Source organism: Natronosalvus rutilus (genome assembly GCF_024204665.1).
Taxonomy (GTDB): domain Archaea; phylum Halobacteriota; class Halobacteria; order Halobacteriales; family Natrialbaceae; genus Natronosalvus; species Natronosalvus rutilus.
Window position 1 is genome coordinate 3772330 of sequence record NZ_CP100355.1, and the last position, 14665, is coordinate 3786994.

General features: G+C 64.2%; 11 protein-coding genes. 3 read left to right on the top strand and 8 right to left on the bottom strand.

Annotated features, from left to right (window positions below):
- Positions 1-77 precede the first annotated feature (77 nt).
- The 5 genes from NGM29_RS18375 to NGM29_RS18395 form a co-directional block, all read right to left on the bottom strand.
- Entirely contained in the window at positions 78-1925 is a 1848-nt protein-coding gene (locus NGM29_RS18375) for an ATP-binding protein (protein ID WP_254158225.1), read from the bottom strand.
- A gap of 264 nt (positions 1926-2189) precedes the next feature.
- A complete protein-coding gene (sufD, locus tag NGM29_RS18380) occupies positions 2190-3398 on the bottom strand; it encodes a Fe-S cluster assembly protein SufD (protein ID WP_254158226.1) in 1209 nt (402 codons plus the stop codon).
- A 1-nt stretch (position 3399) separates the two neighbouring features.
- On the bottom strand, positions 3400-4830 hold the full coding sequence (gene sufB / locus NGM29_RS18385; protein ID WP_254158227.1) for a Fe-S cluster assembly protein SufB: 1431 nt from the start codon (positions 4828-4830) through the stop codon (positions 3400-3402).
- Between the two features lie 61 nt (positions 4831-4891).
- Positions 4892-5797 carry an ABC transporter ATP-binding protein gene (locus NGM29_RS18390; protein ID WP_254158228.1) on the bottom strand — a complete coding sequence of 302 codons (906 nt, stop codon included), beginning with the start codon at positions 5795-5797 and terminating at the stop codon, positions 4892-4894.
- 292 nt (positions 5798-6089) lie between these two features.
- Positions 6090-8828, bottom strand: coding sequence for a DNA-directed DNA polymerase (locus NGM29_RS18395; protein ID WP_254158229.1), 2739 nt, complete (start codon positions 8826-8828; stop codon positions 6090-6092).
- Positions 8829-8998: 170 nt separating this feature from the next.
- Here NGM29_RS18395 and NGM29_RS18400 point away from each other — a divergent pair, with 170 nt between their 5' ends.
- From NGM29_RS18400 to NGM29_RS18410, 3 genes are all read left to right on the top strand, one after another.
- Positions 8999-9163 carry a DUF7331 family protein gene (locus NGM29_RS18400; protein WP_254158230.1) on the top strand — a complete coding sequence of 55 codons (165 nt, stop codon included), beginning with the start codon at positions 8999-9001 and terminating at the stop codon, positions 9161-9163.
- A 105-nt stretch (positions 9164-9268) separates the two neighbouring features.
- Positions 9269-9694, top strand: coding sequence for a DUF7322 domain-containing protein (locus NGM29_RS18405; RefSeq protein ID WP_254158231.1), 426 nt, complete (start codon positions 9269-9271; stop codon positions 9692-9694).
- The gene (locus tag NGM29_RS18410; protein ID WP_254158232.1) at positions 9691-10143 is read left to right on the top strand and encodes a DUF7346 family protein; all 453 of its coding nucleotides are present in this window, start codon (positions 9691-9693) and stop codon (positions 10141-10143) included. Before NGM29_RS18405 ends, NGM29_RS18410 begins: the two co-directional genes overlap by 4 nt.
- A 30-nt stretch (positions 10144-10173) precedes the next feature.
- Here the strand turns inward: NGM29_RS18410 and NGM29_RS18415 are convergent, their stop codons facing one another.
- The 3 genes from NGM29_RS18415 to NGM29_RS18425 all read right to left on the bottom strand — a co-directional run bounded on the left by NGM29_RS18415 (position 10174) and on the right by NGM29_RS18425 (position 14612).
- Positions 10174-12930 (bottom strand): DNA double-strand break repair ATPase Rad50, encoded by a 2757-nt coding sequence (locus NGM29_RS18415; protein WP_254158233.1) that lies wholly within the window; start codon positions 12928-12930, stop codon positions 10174-10176.
- Complete coding sequence (mre11, locus tag NGM29_RS18420) at positions 12927-14276, bottom strand: DNA double-strand break repair protein Mre11 (RefSeq protein ID WP_254158234.1); 1350 nt, start codon at positions 14274-14276, stop codon at positions 12927-12929. Before mre11 ends, NGM29_RS18415 begins: the two co-directional genes overlap by 4 nt.
- Before the next feature lie 66 nt (positions 14277-14342).
- Positions 14343-14612, bottom strand: a complete 270-nt coding sequence (locus NGM29_RS18425; RefSeq protein WP_254158235.1) for a MarR family transcriptional regulator — start codon at positions 14610-14612, stop codon at positions 14343-14345.
- Positions 14613-14665 lie beyond the last annotated feature (53 nt).

Below are 14665 nucleotides of genomic sequence, written 5' to 3' on the forward strand. Positions count from 1 at the left end.
AGAAAGCGTTTCGACGATCGTAGAAGAAACGGCAATTCGTCGTTCGAACGGCCAGTCTGCTCCGACGATCGAACAGTTCAGTCCCGTCCGTGCCTCGTTACGCACCGCGAGAGTCCGATCAACTCCACGGGTTCGGAGTTGTCAGGCGAGTAGACCACCATCTGCCCCTTCTCCATGTAGGGGACCTTCGACTCGAGGTCGCTCGGGATGTTGACGCTCTTGATCGCGTCCTCGTCGCCCAGGTTGAGGACGACGGTGGTGTTGATCTGCTTGAAGACCGCATCGTGGATGTCCTGAGGGTCCTGGGTGATCAAAAAGAGCCCCAGCCGCTCCTTTCGTCCCTGTTTGGCGGCCTCGGTGAACTTCGTGATGACCTTCCGGGCCTGCACGCTGTCGGCGTCGGTGAGGAAGTTGTGCGCCTCGTCCATCCCCAGGATCAGCGGCGTCTCCTTGATCCGGTCGAAGTCCGGGTCGTTCGACAGTTTCTGGTCGATCAGCAGGCTCGAGAGCGCGAGAACGATGGCCTCCGTCGCCCGCGAATCGTTGATGTGATAGGTCGGGACGACGCTCAGTTGCCCGGGCGCAACGAACTCTGAAATCAGGTCCGTGATCGGCCGCGCGTCCTGGTCGAACACGTCGTCGAACCCGAAGACGCGCCGCCGGACGGCGTCGTAGGTCGCCTCGTGGACCCGACCCGACTCGTCGAGTTCTTCCCGCAGGGCCGGGTCATCGAGGAAGGATTTGAAGCCCGCGTAGCTCGCACTCGACGTTTCCCTGAAGTACCGGTCGAGCAGGTACGTGAGCCCCCCGTACTGGTTGTCGTTGAGCGACCCGCCCGAGACCAGCCACGGTCGGGAGCGACACATCGAGAACGGGATGGTGAACTCGACTTGCTCGGCGCGGTGGTGACCCGCGGCGTAGCTTGAGTCCCCGACCTTCGGGACGAACGCCGTCGTGTCGTCGTGGCCGCCGTAGCCGATGCCCTCGCGCTCGAGGCGCCGGGCGAAGTCCTCCTCTAAATCGGGGTTGTCGTCGTGCATCTGGGCGTACTCGTCCTGGGGATCGAACTGGACGACTGCGGGCGTGACCTCCCGGCCGTCGGCCATCGGGTACCGCCGCTCCTCGGTCAAGTACTGCCGCAGGATGTTCTTCGCGCCGTGGGTCTTCCCGGAGCCCGTCCCGCCGGCGATCAGCGTGTGCCGGAAGACGAGCGGGTCGCCCGAGTCGTAGTCGTCCTTCAGCCGGTAGTCGATGGTCGGCGGCGAGGCGTTCGTGCGCACCTTCTCCCCGCCGACTGAGAGGTGACCCAGGAAGACGCCCTCCTCGGGCATCTTCAATCCGGTCTTGATCTCGTCTGTGTCGCTCGCTTCCTGGATGACCGTCTGGGGTTTGGGCACGCGGTCGGTCATCCGGCGCTTGAGTTCGCCGTCGTCGTCATAGAGGACGGCGATCGGCTCGAGTTCCGCGACGAACTTGAAGTCGGCCTCGTCGTCGGGGTCGAAGCCGCCGCCGTGCATCGCCCGCCGGGCGTGGATCTCGGTCGCGTCGTCGGCGTGATACTGCTGGGCGTACTCGAGGCCCGCGATCTGGCAGAACAGGCGCTCGCCGTCGGGGTAGCTCGCGAGGACGTACGTTCCCAGTCGAACGTCCGAGCGGTTGTCGGCAGTGACGTACGCCCGGAGGGTCGTCTCGTCGCCGTCCGTCGAGACGCGCAGGCCCTGCGAGACGCAGATGGTCCCGATACCGCTCTCCCGGCCGCGCGGTTCGACGGCGGTTCGCTCGAAGTCGCTGTCGGTCGTCCCGCGACTCGCGTCCGCTTCCGCGTTCGCGCTCGCAGACGCCGACTCCGCCGCTTCCGACTCGTCGTCGGCCGCCTCGCTCGAGGCGTCGGCGTCGAACGCCTCGAAGTCACCCAGGTCAGTCATACACTCAGGTCAACTGATGGGAGCTACAAACACGTTTCCCTCCGAACGTTCACGAGTGAAAAAGGCTCATCACGAAGAGAAGCTTCCGAGATGGGCACCACAGATACTGCGACCGCCGACTCGAACGGGGTTCGAGGGGTTCACGGATTGGTCGCGATTGAAGTACACTTATAAGTAGGTTGGTAAATACTACACTTCTCATAGTTATGCGCCGTGCGGCACTGTCGCTTCTCGATAACGGAGAAATCGAAAAATCGAACGGCGTTACTCGAGACGCGCCTGAATCAGGTCCTCGAGGTCCTCGCGCAGCTCGTCGACGGCGACTTCCTCGAGCACGGGCACGAAGAAGCCCTCCACGAGCATGTTACGCGCGAGTCGCGGGGAGACCCCGCGCGAGGTCATGTAGAGCAGGTCTTCCGCGTCGATCTGGCCGACCGTCGCGGAGTGACTGGCCTCGGTGTCGTGGTTGTTGATGATGAGCTTCGGCGAGGCGTCGGCTTCGGACTCGTCGCTCAGCATCAGGGTGTTCTCGCGCTGGTAGGAACTCGTGTCCCAGGCGTCCTTGCCGACGTCCTGAACGCCCTCGTAGACCGAGCGGGCGGTGTCGTCGGTGACGCCGCGGGTCACGAGATCCGCGGTCGTGTGCTCGGCGCGGTGCCAGACCTTCGCGTCGATGTCGAAGTGCTGGTCGTCGTGGCCGAAGAAGGCGCCGACGATCTGGGTCTCCGAGGAGTCCCCGGAGAGCAAGGTCGAGGTCTCGGTCTTCGTGAGCTTCGTCCCGATGTTGCCCTCGATCCAGTTTATCGTGGCGTACGTGTCGGTCTCGCCGCGCTTGGCGCTGAAGCAGTACGAGTCCTCCGAGAGGTTCTGGAGGCTCCCGTACTGGACGTAGCTGTTCTCGCCGGCAGCAATCTCGACGATGCCGCTGTAGTACTGCTCCTCGTCGAGTTCGGTCCCGGTGGACTGGCGCTCGAGAATAGTCACCGAACTCGAGTCCTCGGTGACGACGAGCGTGTAGTTGAACAGCGATCGGGAGTGCATCTCGGTCCGGATCGTGACGTCCTCGGCGTCGACGCCCTCTGGGACGTAGATCACGGTCCCGGTGCTGAACAGCGCCGTCGACAGCGCCGTCAGGTAGTTCTCCTGGGGATCGACGATGGAGCCGAAGTGCTCGCGCACGAGGTCCTCGTGTTCCTCGAGGGCCTCCGCCCACGGGAGCACGTCGACGTCGTCGGGACCGACCTGGTCCTTCTCTTCGGCCGCGTTGAGCGGGTCCACGAGAGACTCGAAGTCCAGTCCGTGGAGGTTCGTCCAGTTGCGACCCGGCGTACGGATCACGTCCGGCATGTCCAGCTCATCGAGGGCGTCGAGGGCCTCGAGACGAGTCTCGAGCATCCACTCGGGTTCCTCGAGGTCCCCCGAAATTTGGCGTACCTGTTCCGGCGTCAGATTGGCGTGTACCTGCGTGCTCATGTTATCCGAGGCTTCCCTCCATCTCGAGTTCGATGAGGCGGTTGAGTTCGACCGCGTACTCGATCGGCAGTTCCTCCGTGATGGGTTCGATGAACCCGGCGACGATCATCTTCTTGGCGTCGTCGTCGTCCAGGCCGCGGCTCTGGAGGTAGAAGATGTCCTCGTCGCCGATCTTTCCGACGGTAGCCTCGTGAGCGACGTCGACCTTCGACTCCTCGATTTCCATGTACGGCATGGTGTCGGAGGTCGACTCGTTGTCGAACATCAGCGCGTCGCACTCGACGGCGGTCGAGGAATTCTCGGCGCCGTCGGCGATGTGGACGAGTCCACGGTAGTTGGTGCGGCCGCCGTCCTTCGAGATGGACTTCGACTCGATCGTCGACTTCGTGTTCGGTGCGTTGTGGTAGACCTTCGCACCGGTGTCGATGTTCTGGCCCTCGCCCGCGAACGCGATGGTGATGTGGGTGTCCGTCGCGCCGCGACCCTTGAGGATCGAACACGGGTAGAGCATCGTGGCCTTCGAGCCCATCGAGCCCGAAACCCACTCCATCGTCCCGTCGGCCTCGACGATGGCCCGCTTCGTGTTGAGGTTGTAGGTGTTCTTCGACCAGTTCTGCACGGTGGAATACTGGACGTGTGCGCCCTCCTTGACGAAGACCTCGACGCCCCCGCTGTGGAGGTTGTGCTTCCCGTACTTCGGGGCCGAACAGCCCTCGATGTAGTGGACCTCCGAACCGGGTTCGGCGACGATGAGCGTGTGCTCGAACTGGCCCATGCCCTCCGAATTCATCCGGAAGTACGCCTGGACCGGCATCTCGACCGTGATGTCCTCGGGGACGTAGACGAACGAGCCGCCAGACCAGACCGCGCCGTGGAGCGCGGCGAACTTGTTGTCACTCGGGGGGACGCAGGTCGTCATGAAGTGTTCCTTGACGATCTCGGGGTGCTCCTTGACCGCCTGGTCCATGTTCATGAAGATGACGCCCTTCTCCTCCCACTGTTCTTGCATGTTCTGGTAGACGACCTCGGACTCGTACTGTGCGCCGACGCCCGAGAGCGCCTTCCGCTCGGCCTCCGGAATGCCGAGCTGCTCGAACGTGTCCTTGATGTCGTCGGGGAGTTCGTCCCAGTCGTCGACGCCTTCGCGCTTGTCGACGTCCGGGCGAATGTAGGGGACGATTTCTTCGATGTCGAGCTCGGTCAGGTCCGGCTGTCCGGGCCAGTCCGTCGGGAGCGGCATCGCGTGGTACTGTCGAAGCGCGCGCAGGCGGCGCTCGCGCATCCAGTCGGGTTCGTCTTTGTCGTCGCTGATGAGGTTGACGACTTCTTCGGTCAACCCCTTCCCCGATTTGACGGCCGAGCGCTCTTCTTTCTTGAACTCGAACCTGGCTTCGGTGTCGGTGTCTTTGAGGTGGTCTTGTTCTGAACTCATGATTGGTGTATGTAGTTGGTTGCGGCCCTGGCGTTATGACGGTTCGCCTAGGCAGATTCGGTTACGCGGTCTCGTAGACCTCCTCGCGCACCCAGTCGTACCCCTTGTCCTCGAGTTGCTCGGCGAGGCTGGCGTCCCCGCTCTTGACGACCTGGCCGTCGAGCATGATGTGGACTCGGTCGGGTTTGACGTAGTCGAGGATGCGCTGGTAGTGCGTGATCTGGAGGATGCCCGTGCCCTGGTCGTCGCGCAGGGAGTTGATCCCGTTGGAGACGTCCTGGAGGCGGTCGATGTCGAGTCCGGAGTCGATCTCGTCGAGGACGGCGATTGAGGGCTCGAGAATCGCGGCCTGGAGTACTTCGTTCTGCTTTTTCTCCCCGCCGGAGAAGCCGGCGTTGAGGTAGCGGTGGGCGAACTTCTCGTCCATGTCGAGCTGTTCCATCTTCTCCCGGAGGAGGTCCTGGAACTCGGAGACGCCGATCTCGCCGTCGTCGGCGGGGCCTTCCATGGGCGACGTGGTGGGTGTGTCGTCTTCGTCCTCGTCGTCGCTCTCGCCTTCTTCGAACAGCTCTTCGCGCTCGTCGATCTTCGCGTTGAGTGCCGTCCGCAGGAAGTTCGTCATCGTGACGCCCTCGATCTCGGCCGGGTACTGGAAGCCGAGGAAGACGCCCAGTGCCGCGCGCTCGTTGGGCTCAAGTTCGAGCAGGTTCCACGTTCGCTTGTCCTCGGGGATGTCGATCTCGTCACCGAACTCGCCCTCCTCAAGGTGGAGCAGGACCTCGCCCTCGGTGACCTCGTAGGCCGGGTGGCCGGCGACGATCTTCGAGGTCGTCGACTTCCCGGAGCCGTTGGGGCCCATCAGAGCGTGGATCTCGCCCGAGTTGACCTCGAGGTCGACGCCGCGCAGGATCTGTTCGTCGCCCTCAGCTACTTTCGCGTGCAGATTTTTGAGTTCTAGGCGTGCCATATGATCGGATACCTCTGTCGTCTCGAGAGTGGGGCGTGAGCCTGATAATGGTTTCGTATCTGAGTGGATGATGTGCCGATTTGAGAAGATAATTTCCTGAAAGAGAAAGGACTGGCAGGGGGCGAGAACGTCCGTATCCGTTCTGGAACGCGGGGCCCGACGCTGTATTAGCCGAGCACGGTAAGTACACCGTCGTTCGCATAACTGGTAACCGAACGGGCTAGCATATTCGTCGCACCCGCACGGCGTGTCCTGACCCCGGTCTCGTTCGAGACGATGATGCCCCCGGAACCTACATGAACGAATCGAGACCCGTCTGAGTCTGTCCCGACTTGACCTCCTCCCAGGACATGTCGAGTGCCTCGAGGATCCGTTCGATCGGTCCCTTGAGCGTCTTCTCGAGCATCTTGTCGTAGTCGACTGCGAACGCCTCGGGCACCTGGTCGTCGTACTCGAAACAGATCACGTCGGGGTCGCGCTTGAACGCGCCGTAGACGGGGTCGGTGTGAGGATCCAGTCCCTGCTCGTCTTCGACGCGTCGGAAGAAGGCGGGGTCGACCCGCTCGAGGTACAACCGCTTGGGCTTGCTCCCGCGGTCGAAGTTCGTCCCCAGCAGGAGGTTCGCGTACTTCGCCCCGCGGACGTGGGCGGTGTCGGTGTCGTAGTTGTCCAGGCGCTTGCCGATCCCGCCCGGGATGGCAATCTCCTCGAGGCTGACGGTCCCCTCCTCGAAGTCGGCGATGATCTCGGCGACGTACTCCTCGACGCCCTCGATATCACCGTCGCGGACGATCATCTCGATCACCCGGTGTTGCACTTCTTTGGTGATCGGCGCGATGTCCGATCGCTTGTACTCGAAGCCGGTGATGTCGATGTCGTCGACGTCCTTGCCCTCCTTCCAGACGATGTGGCCGGCGTAGCGCTTCTTGGTTCCGGCCTGGAAGAACCGCCGGTACAGTTTCTCGAACTCGATCTGGAAGCGGTGCTCGTCGGCGTTGAGTTCTTCGCGCGCGAAGTCGTCGTAGCGGCCGTTGACGTACTCCTCGATTTCGAACGACTGCTCGATGGCTTCTTCCTTGGTGACCTCGGGACCGAGCTCGAGCATGACACTGTCGGTGTCACCATAAGAGACCTGATAATCCAGTTCGTTTGCGGCAGTTTCCGTGAATTCGATGACTTCGCGCCCAGTGGCCGTGATCGCGGATGCTGCTTCTTTGTCATATAGACGGAAGCGTTCCCATCCCGACACGCCATAGAGCGAATTCATAATGACCTTAACAGCCCCCTGCTGCCGGTCGTACTGCTCGTACTCGAGGCTGCCCGGTTCGTGCTCGTTCCGGAGCGACTTCTTCTCCTCGCGCTCGGCCAGCAACTCGGTGATCATCTCGCGCATGACGCCGTCGGGTTCCTGGCGGAAGTGGGTCGGTTCGGGCGTCGTGGGCGCGACGAACGTCTCACCGTCGTACTCGTCGGGATCGACCCGCGTCTCGGGAGAGGCGTTGATCGTCGTCATGCACATCGGGTACAGGCTCTTGAGGTCGAGCACGGTCACGTTCTCCTTGACGCCCGTGATCGGCTCGAAGACGGCCCCGCCCTCGTACTCCTCGCCCGCCTCTTGCTGCCCTTTCGAGGGGAGGGCAAATCGCCCGTGAGCCTCGTGGAGGACGTACATGTCTACAGTATCGCCGGGGGTGGGTGCGTCCTCGAGCTTGCAGCCGACGAACGTACGCACCTCGTCCCAGAAGGCGACGATTTCCTGCTGGCGGTCGAGTTCGACGCAGAGTTCCACGTCACGGAGGTTGTACTCGAGCAGACGGGTGGGGTCATCCTCCCAGAGGTCGCCGATCGACCCGGCATAGCGCTCCTTACCCACACCCAATTCGGCCTCGCCCACCGCGTCGAGACGGTAGGAGTCCAGTTCCGAGAAGACCATCCGCTGGTAGCCATAGAGCAGGTCAAAGACGATTCGACCCTTGATGTCCGGGCCACCCCAGTTGCTCCGCCAGACCTCGCCGATTCGCGAGAGTCGGTCTGGATCCAGGTCGAAGTCGTGGTGGGGACCCTCGAGCACCTCGAGGCGGTCGAGGAAGTACGGCGCGTCGAAGTCGTCGAAGTTCCATCCGGTCAAAACGTCGGGATCGGTCTCGTCGATGTAGTCGAGAAACGCCTCGAGCATCGCCTCCTCGTCCTCGAACGTACGGACCTCGTGGTCGATGTCGCCTTCGATTGGGTCGTAGTTCTCGAGGGCCGTCGGCGGCTCACCGTCACCGTCGTCGGCTTCGAAGATCCACAGGATGTACTCGTTGCGGTAGGAATCGTGGCTGGCCAGACAGATGATCGGTTCCTCGCCGTCCTCGGGGAAGCCGTTCCGGTCGTCGACCTCGATGTCGAACGTCTGGACGCGCTGGTCGGCGTCGACCTCGCAGGCCTCGAGTTCGTCGTGGGGTACGACGAGGCTCCCGTCGTCCGCTCGTCGTTCGGGCAGGCGAATCCCGCTGCGGATGTCCTTGTCGATCAGCAACCGGTTTGGGAATAGGATGTCCGCTTCGTAGTGCTCGAATTCGTCGCGCATCTGGCCGACGTCGCGGGGCGTTTGCCCAAAGATCTTGGTCAATTGCTCACCGCGGATACTCTCGTATGGTTCCCCGTCGTCTCCCGCCTCTTCCCAGCCGGTGATCCGGTTGTGGCGCTCGAGGGCGTCCTCCTCGAGCGTCTCGGTCGGCGCGTAGAAGTACGGCCGAAAGCCGAGCACCTTGACGTGCTCGAGGTCGTTTTCGCGCGTGCGTCCGAAGACGTGCACGATCGGGAACTCGTCGTCGCCGTAGCCCGACACGGTGTAGTCGACCTGCATTACGGCGAGTTCGAGCGTCCCGTCGGGTTCCGGGAGCGTCTCCGCTTGCACGTCGATCACCTCGCTGCCGAGCGCGCCGCCGTTGCCGGCGACGTGTACGGCTTCCTCGTCGGGGCGTTCATCGGCCTCGTCGTCCGACGCCGAGAACGCATCCAGCCCTGCCTGGCCCGCGTCAGTCATGGTCTCGGCTTTGGCAGTCACCGGATAAAAACCCACGCGAATCGGTTTTCGGGCTCTAACTCACGTCGCCTGCTCACAATCCGGACGTGGTAGTGTTCTGACAGGGGGCAACAAGACATTTAACGTGGTAACACATAGCACATAACGAGGTACATGCCGTGTCTATCCATATGAACGACGATACGACGGACGGTGGCGAACCGCGTGGCGAACCAGCAGGCACCGCCACGATCGAGTGCTACGAAACCGACGACGGAACCGTCTTTTACGACGCCGAAAATCCCCTCGCCTGGATGGAGACGACCCAGACGTTCTCGCTCGAGGAAGTCGCCTGATCTGGCGGCCTCGATTCCCCAGGTGCACGGTCCCGGGGTGCGCGGTGCACACCCCTCGACAACCCAACGCGAACGCTTTTTTGCGGTACTCCCCTGAGAACAGTCGTGGACCTCGAGCCGAGCGACCACGAACCCGAGGAGGTCGACCCCGAGAGCGACCTCTACGATCCGACCACCGACTCGCTGACGATCCCGCAGGTCGAAACTGACGCCAGCGACGCCGACCCGAAACTGGTTACGATGTTCTGGGCGCTCGTACTCGTCGTCAAAGCCTCGATTCTCACGACCTCACTCGGGATTCTGTTGCTCGCGTTCGACGTCATGCCGCAGTTTGGCCTGGCGGCGCTCGCGGCCGGAGTCGTGCTCGCGGGGTTCGCCGTCTACCGGTACCGGACGTTCGATCCGTCGGCCGTTTCGAGCGACGACGACGGTGTTTCAGAAGATTCCGGAGCCGACGCCCACGCCGGAAGACCTTCCGACGAGACAACGACCGAGGGTTCGGCGAACAGCACCGCGGAGGACCAGCCGTGAAACCCGTCCGCGGCGACGACGGCACCCGCTACCTGCTCGTCAAACGCTCGTCGGACTCGAGTCTCGTTCGCGATCCCTCCACCGGCGAGGAGCGCTACGTCGAGAACGACCGGCTCGAAGCCCTCCCCGAGCAATCCGCGCTCGAACTGGCCGCTCGAGCCGTCGACGACGACGTCCGTACCCTCCTCCTGTCGATTCACGACGAGCGAACGCTCGGACTCGTCCTCGAGATCGCCGAACGCGGCCCTCTCGGCGTTCGAGAGATCCTCGGGTATAGCGACTTCTGCGAGAGCGACCTCCACGGCCGACTGACCGTCCTCACGGCGGGCGGCGTCCTAGAGGAGACCGAGGTCGGCGGCGAGCGCGGATACGCCATCAGCGAGTCGGCGAGACGCGGGCTCGACGTGCTCGTCGGGGGAACGGCGGTCGACGGGGAGCGACCGCCGTAGCCGTCAGTCGTCAATTGTAACCGTTAGCCTTCAATCGGACGCCAGCAGCGCCGCCTCTGGGGGTTCGCCCCGCTCGAGGCGCGAGCGATTCGACGTGGCGTCCTTCTCGACGCGCACGAGGTCGTCGGCCGCGCCCACGAGTTCCTCGTCGTGGCTCACGACCACGATCTGTTCGACGCCCAGGTCGCGCATCGACTCGATGAGCGACACGAGTTGAGTGACGTGGCCAGAATCCAGGAACACGGTCGGTTCGTCGAGGATCAGCGGCGGCATCGGGGCCGATCCCTCGACGCCCTCCGCCAGCAGCCGGTAGATCGCACAGCGGAGGCTCAGGTTGAACAGGGCCCGCTCGCCCCCGGACAGTTGTTCGGGCTCGAGTGCCTCTCCATCCTTCTGGTAGACCGTCAGCCGGTAGTCGCCGTCCAGGTCGATTGCGGCGTACGAATCGTTCTGGTAGACCAGGTCGAACGTCTCGTTGAGCAAGCGTTCGAGCGTCTCGACGTTCCGCTGGCGCAGTTCGGCCCGGAGGTCGCCGTAAGTCGCCTGCAGCGTCTCGGCCTCGTCGTACAGCGACCGGAGGTCCGCCACCCGATCCTCGACGCGCTCGAGGTCCGTTCGGAGGTCCTCCAGATCCTCCAGTTCTTGCTCGACCGCGCCGATCGCGTTCTGGATGCCCTCGCGCTTCTCCTCGAGCTCTTGGAGTTTCGGCTCGACCTGCTCGAGGTAGTGCTCCGCGTTGCGTTTCTTCTCGCGCGCGTCCTCGATTCGGCCCTCGTCGAACTCGTCCTCGAGGGCCCGCTTTCGCTCCCGCTTGTCCGAGAGACGGGTCCGGCGCTCCTCGTTGAGTTCGGCCTTGTTCGCCCGTTCCGTGCGGGCCCGCTCGAGGTCGCCCGCGAGCTCCTCGAGCCGGTCGGTCAGCGAAGCCACCGACTCGAGGGTCTCGAGTTCGGCCTTGATCTCGGCGCGCTCGCCGTTGAGGTCGCCCAGCCGTTCGCGGGTTTCGGCCAGCCCCTCCTCGAGGTCGTCCGCCTCGTCGCGCTTATCGGTCGCCGTCTCCCGAAGGTCTTCGACGCGCTCTCCGAGTTCATCGCGCCTCTCGCGCCGTTCCGCGATCGTCTCGCGCTTTTCGTCGAGCAACTGGGCGACGTTCTCGCGGTTCCCCTCGAGCTCTGCGACCTCGCTCTCGACCTCGACCAGCTCCTCGGCGCGCTCGAGTCTGGTTTCGGCGTCTGCCAGGTCGGCTTCGATATCGTCCCGCTCGGCCTCGAGGTCGGCCAGTTCCTCCCGGCGTTCGTCGAGTACGTCGACGTGCGGCGAATCCTCGACGGGCTGGCCACACTCGGGACACTTCCCCTCCTCGAGCAGGGCCTCGCCCTCCTCGATCGACGCCTCGACGGCCTCGATTCTGGCCGTCACGGTGGCGAGATCGGATTTGTACTCGTCTCGCTGGGTCGCCAGTTCGTCGCGGTGGTCGTCCGCGTCGCCGAACGCGATCGGCGCGTCCTCGAAGCGATTTCGCTGTGCCTCGATCTCGTCCTCGAGGTCCGAAAGCGTCTCCTCCCGCCGTTCGATCGTCTCGGCCTCCGCCTCGATCGTCTCGGCGAGGTCGTCGATTGTCGCCTGCTTCTCGTCGGCTTCCGACTCGAGTTCGTCCGCGCGAGTTCGGAGTCGGTCGACCTCGCCGCTCGTCTCGGTGATCTCGACGCGAATCTCCTCGAGCTGGTCACGAAGTTCGTCGTCTCGTGACTCGAGGGTGTCGATGCGGGCGTCGACGGTCGGGGCGTTCTCGTCAGCGCTCTCGGCGTCATTGGGACCATCGGAACCGTCGACACCGTCGGAGTACCCACCGCCACCTGCCGAGAGCGAAACCGGTTCCTCGAGGTCCTCGAGCAACGATGTTCGTTCCTCCAGCACGCTCTCGCGCTCGGACTCGAGGTCCTGAATCGTCTCGAGGAAACGCTCTCGCTCGCGTTCGGTCGCCGAAATCGTCTCCCGGAGTTCCTCGACGTCACCCTTGAGCGCCGTGATCTCCTCGCGGGTCTCCTCGTGGCGCTCGAGGACCTCCGTCGCGTCCTCGAGCGTTTCCCGGGCGGCCTCGCGCTGGGATTCGAAGTTGTCAATCTCCGCGACCACGTCGGCCCGCCGGGTCTCGAGGGCGTTAAGTCGCTCCGGAAGGTCCTTGTCCTCCTTGGTCTCGATCTGCTCTCGCAATTTCTCGAGGGCGCCCTCCTGGCGGTCGAGGACGTCCTTCACGCCCAGGCGGGCCTCGCTCGCCCGTTCGCGGTACTCCTCGAGCGCGCCGAGCTGGAGGAGGTCGTCGATCATGTCCTGGCGCTCGCGCGGGGAGGCGTGAATCAGCTTGTTGACCTCGCCCTGGCGGACGTACGCGCAGTTGACGAACGCGTCGGCATCCATTCGCAGGAGTTTCGTCACCTCCTGGCGGACGTCCCGGGCGCCCTCGACCGTGTCGTCAGGCGTCTCGAGGACGCACTTCGTGGTCGTCGCCCGGTCGCCGCGGAGTTTGAGTTCCCGGCGGATGCGATAGCTTGTCCCGTCGTGGGTAAAGGCGAGGTCGACCTCGCTCTCGTCCTCGCCGATGGTGATCACGTCGTCGAGGGTCCGGTCGTCGAGGGCCTTCGAGCCGTAGAGCGCGAAGAAGACGGCCTCGAGCAGGGTCGACTTGCCGCTGCCGTTGACGCCGTGGACGACGGTAACGCCGTGCTCGAGGCCGAGATCGGCCTCGGCGTAGCACTTGAAGTTCCGCAGGGAGAGGGAGTCGACTCTCACGCGAAATCACCCAGGGAGGTGGTGTCGGCGTCGTCGGGTTCGGTTTCGTCGGCCTCGGGGGCGACCTCCGTGACCGCCGCCGTTTCGTCGGAATCGTTCTCCTCGAGCGCCGCGTTGCCCCCCTCAAGTGCCGCGTCGCCCTCCTCGAGCGCTTCCGCCGTCGTATCGTCCCCACCCGGGAGCGCGTCGGCGACGGTCTGGACGTCCGCCGGATCTCGTTCCGGGGCCGGAGCGAACGCCGAGTCGTCGGACTCGAGGAGCTCCTCGACCCGCCGCCTCGTCGATTCGCGAACGTTCGCGTCGACCACGTCGTCGTCTCGGACCGTCTGGTCGATCTCGAGGGCCGCGTCGCTGAGCCCGAGTTCGCGCACGCGTTCGCGGACGGCCGCGTCGGGATCCGCGAAACTCACCGAAATCTCGGCGTCCTCGTCGGCCAGTTCCCGGCGGTCGTTGACCCGGGCGACGAGCGCACCGCGCTCGAGGGCGAGTTCCTCGACGGCCGCGGGGGCGATCGGTCGGCCTTCCCCCTCGACGGTGACGATCACGACCGCGTCCTCGAGGTCGTACTCCCGCACCCGTTCCTGGACCCGGTCGACGCCCTCCCCCTCCGCGAGATCGACGTCGACGAAGACGAACTCGCGGGTGCCGGGGATCGAGCGTCGGCTGATCGCCACGTCGGAGTCGAACGTGACGAGATTGTACCCCCGGTCCTCACGTTCGCTCGCGCTCGCACGCTCGGTCGACCCGCAGTAGGTGACCCAGGTGTCGGCCACCTCCGCGGTGTCGGCCGCGTGGTTGTCCCCGAGCAACATCGCGTCGAAGTCGACCGACGCCTCCTCGAGGACGGTTTCGGTGTCCCAGTCGGCGTGAGCGAACGGTTCGAACAGCCCGTGACTCACGAGGGCGGCGTGCTCTGCGCTGTCGGGAATCGAGTCGAAGTCGTAGGCGAGGTCCTCGCGCCGCGAGCGGGGGACGAAGTCGAGGCCGTAGAAGGCCACGTCGTCTACCACGATCGGGCTGGGCCCGAGTCGAGTCGCCAGTCCCAGGTCGGCGAAGAGGTCGAGCCACTGGGCGTCCCGTTTGCCCTCGTGGTTGCCGACGACCGCGAGGAACGGAACCTCGGCGTCGGCCAGGCGGCGGAGCACCTCGACGGTCCCCTGGAGGTCGATCAGGCCGGGACGGCGGTCGTGAAAGAGGTCTCCGGCGTGGATCACGGCGTCTACGTCGTCCTCGATGGCGTCCGTCGCGACGCTGTCGAATGCCTCGAGAAAGTCCCGTCGTCGCTCGGGCGTGTTGTACTGCTGGTACCCGATGTGGGTGTCGCCCGTGTGTATCACCCGCGTCATCTACGACGACATTGTGCGTCGTCGACTAAAGGGGTTCCGCGACCGGACCGAAAGTGAAGCGCTCGATCAGCGCTCGAGTTCGAGCGAGTACAGGCGCTTGCGGGCGTCCGAGAAGGAAAAACGCGACACGACGACGTTCTGCTCCTCGAGTCGGCTGAGGGCATAGCGGACGGTTCGCGGCGGCAACAGGCTCTCCTGGGCGATCTGTTGCTGGGTCATCGTGTCGTTGTACTCGAGAACCTTCGCGACGAGCTTCGCGCTCGGCGGCAGGTCGCGGACGTCCTCCCACGTCCCTCGCTCCGGCTCCTCTCCCTGAAACGATTCTGAGATACTCATTACACGACCACCTTCCGCATACAGCGTGATAATATTTTCTGTTTCGAAATATT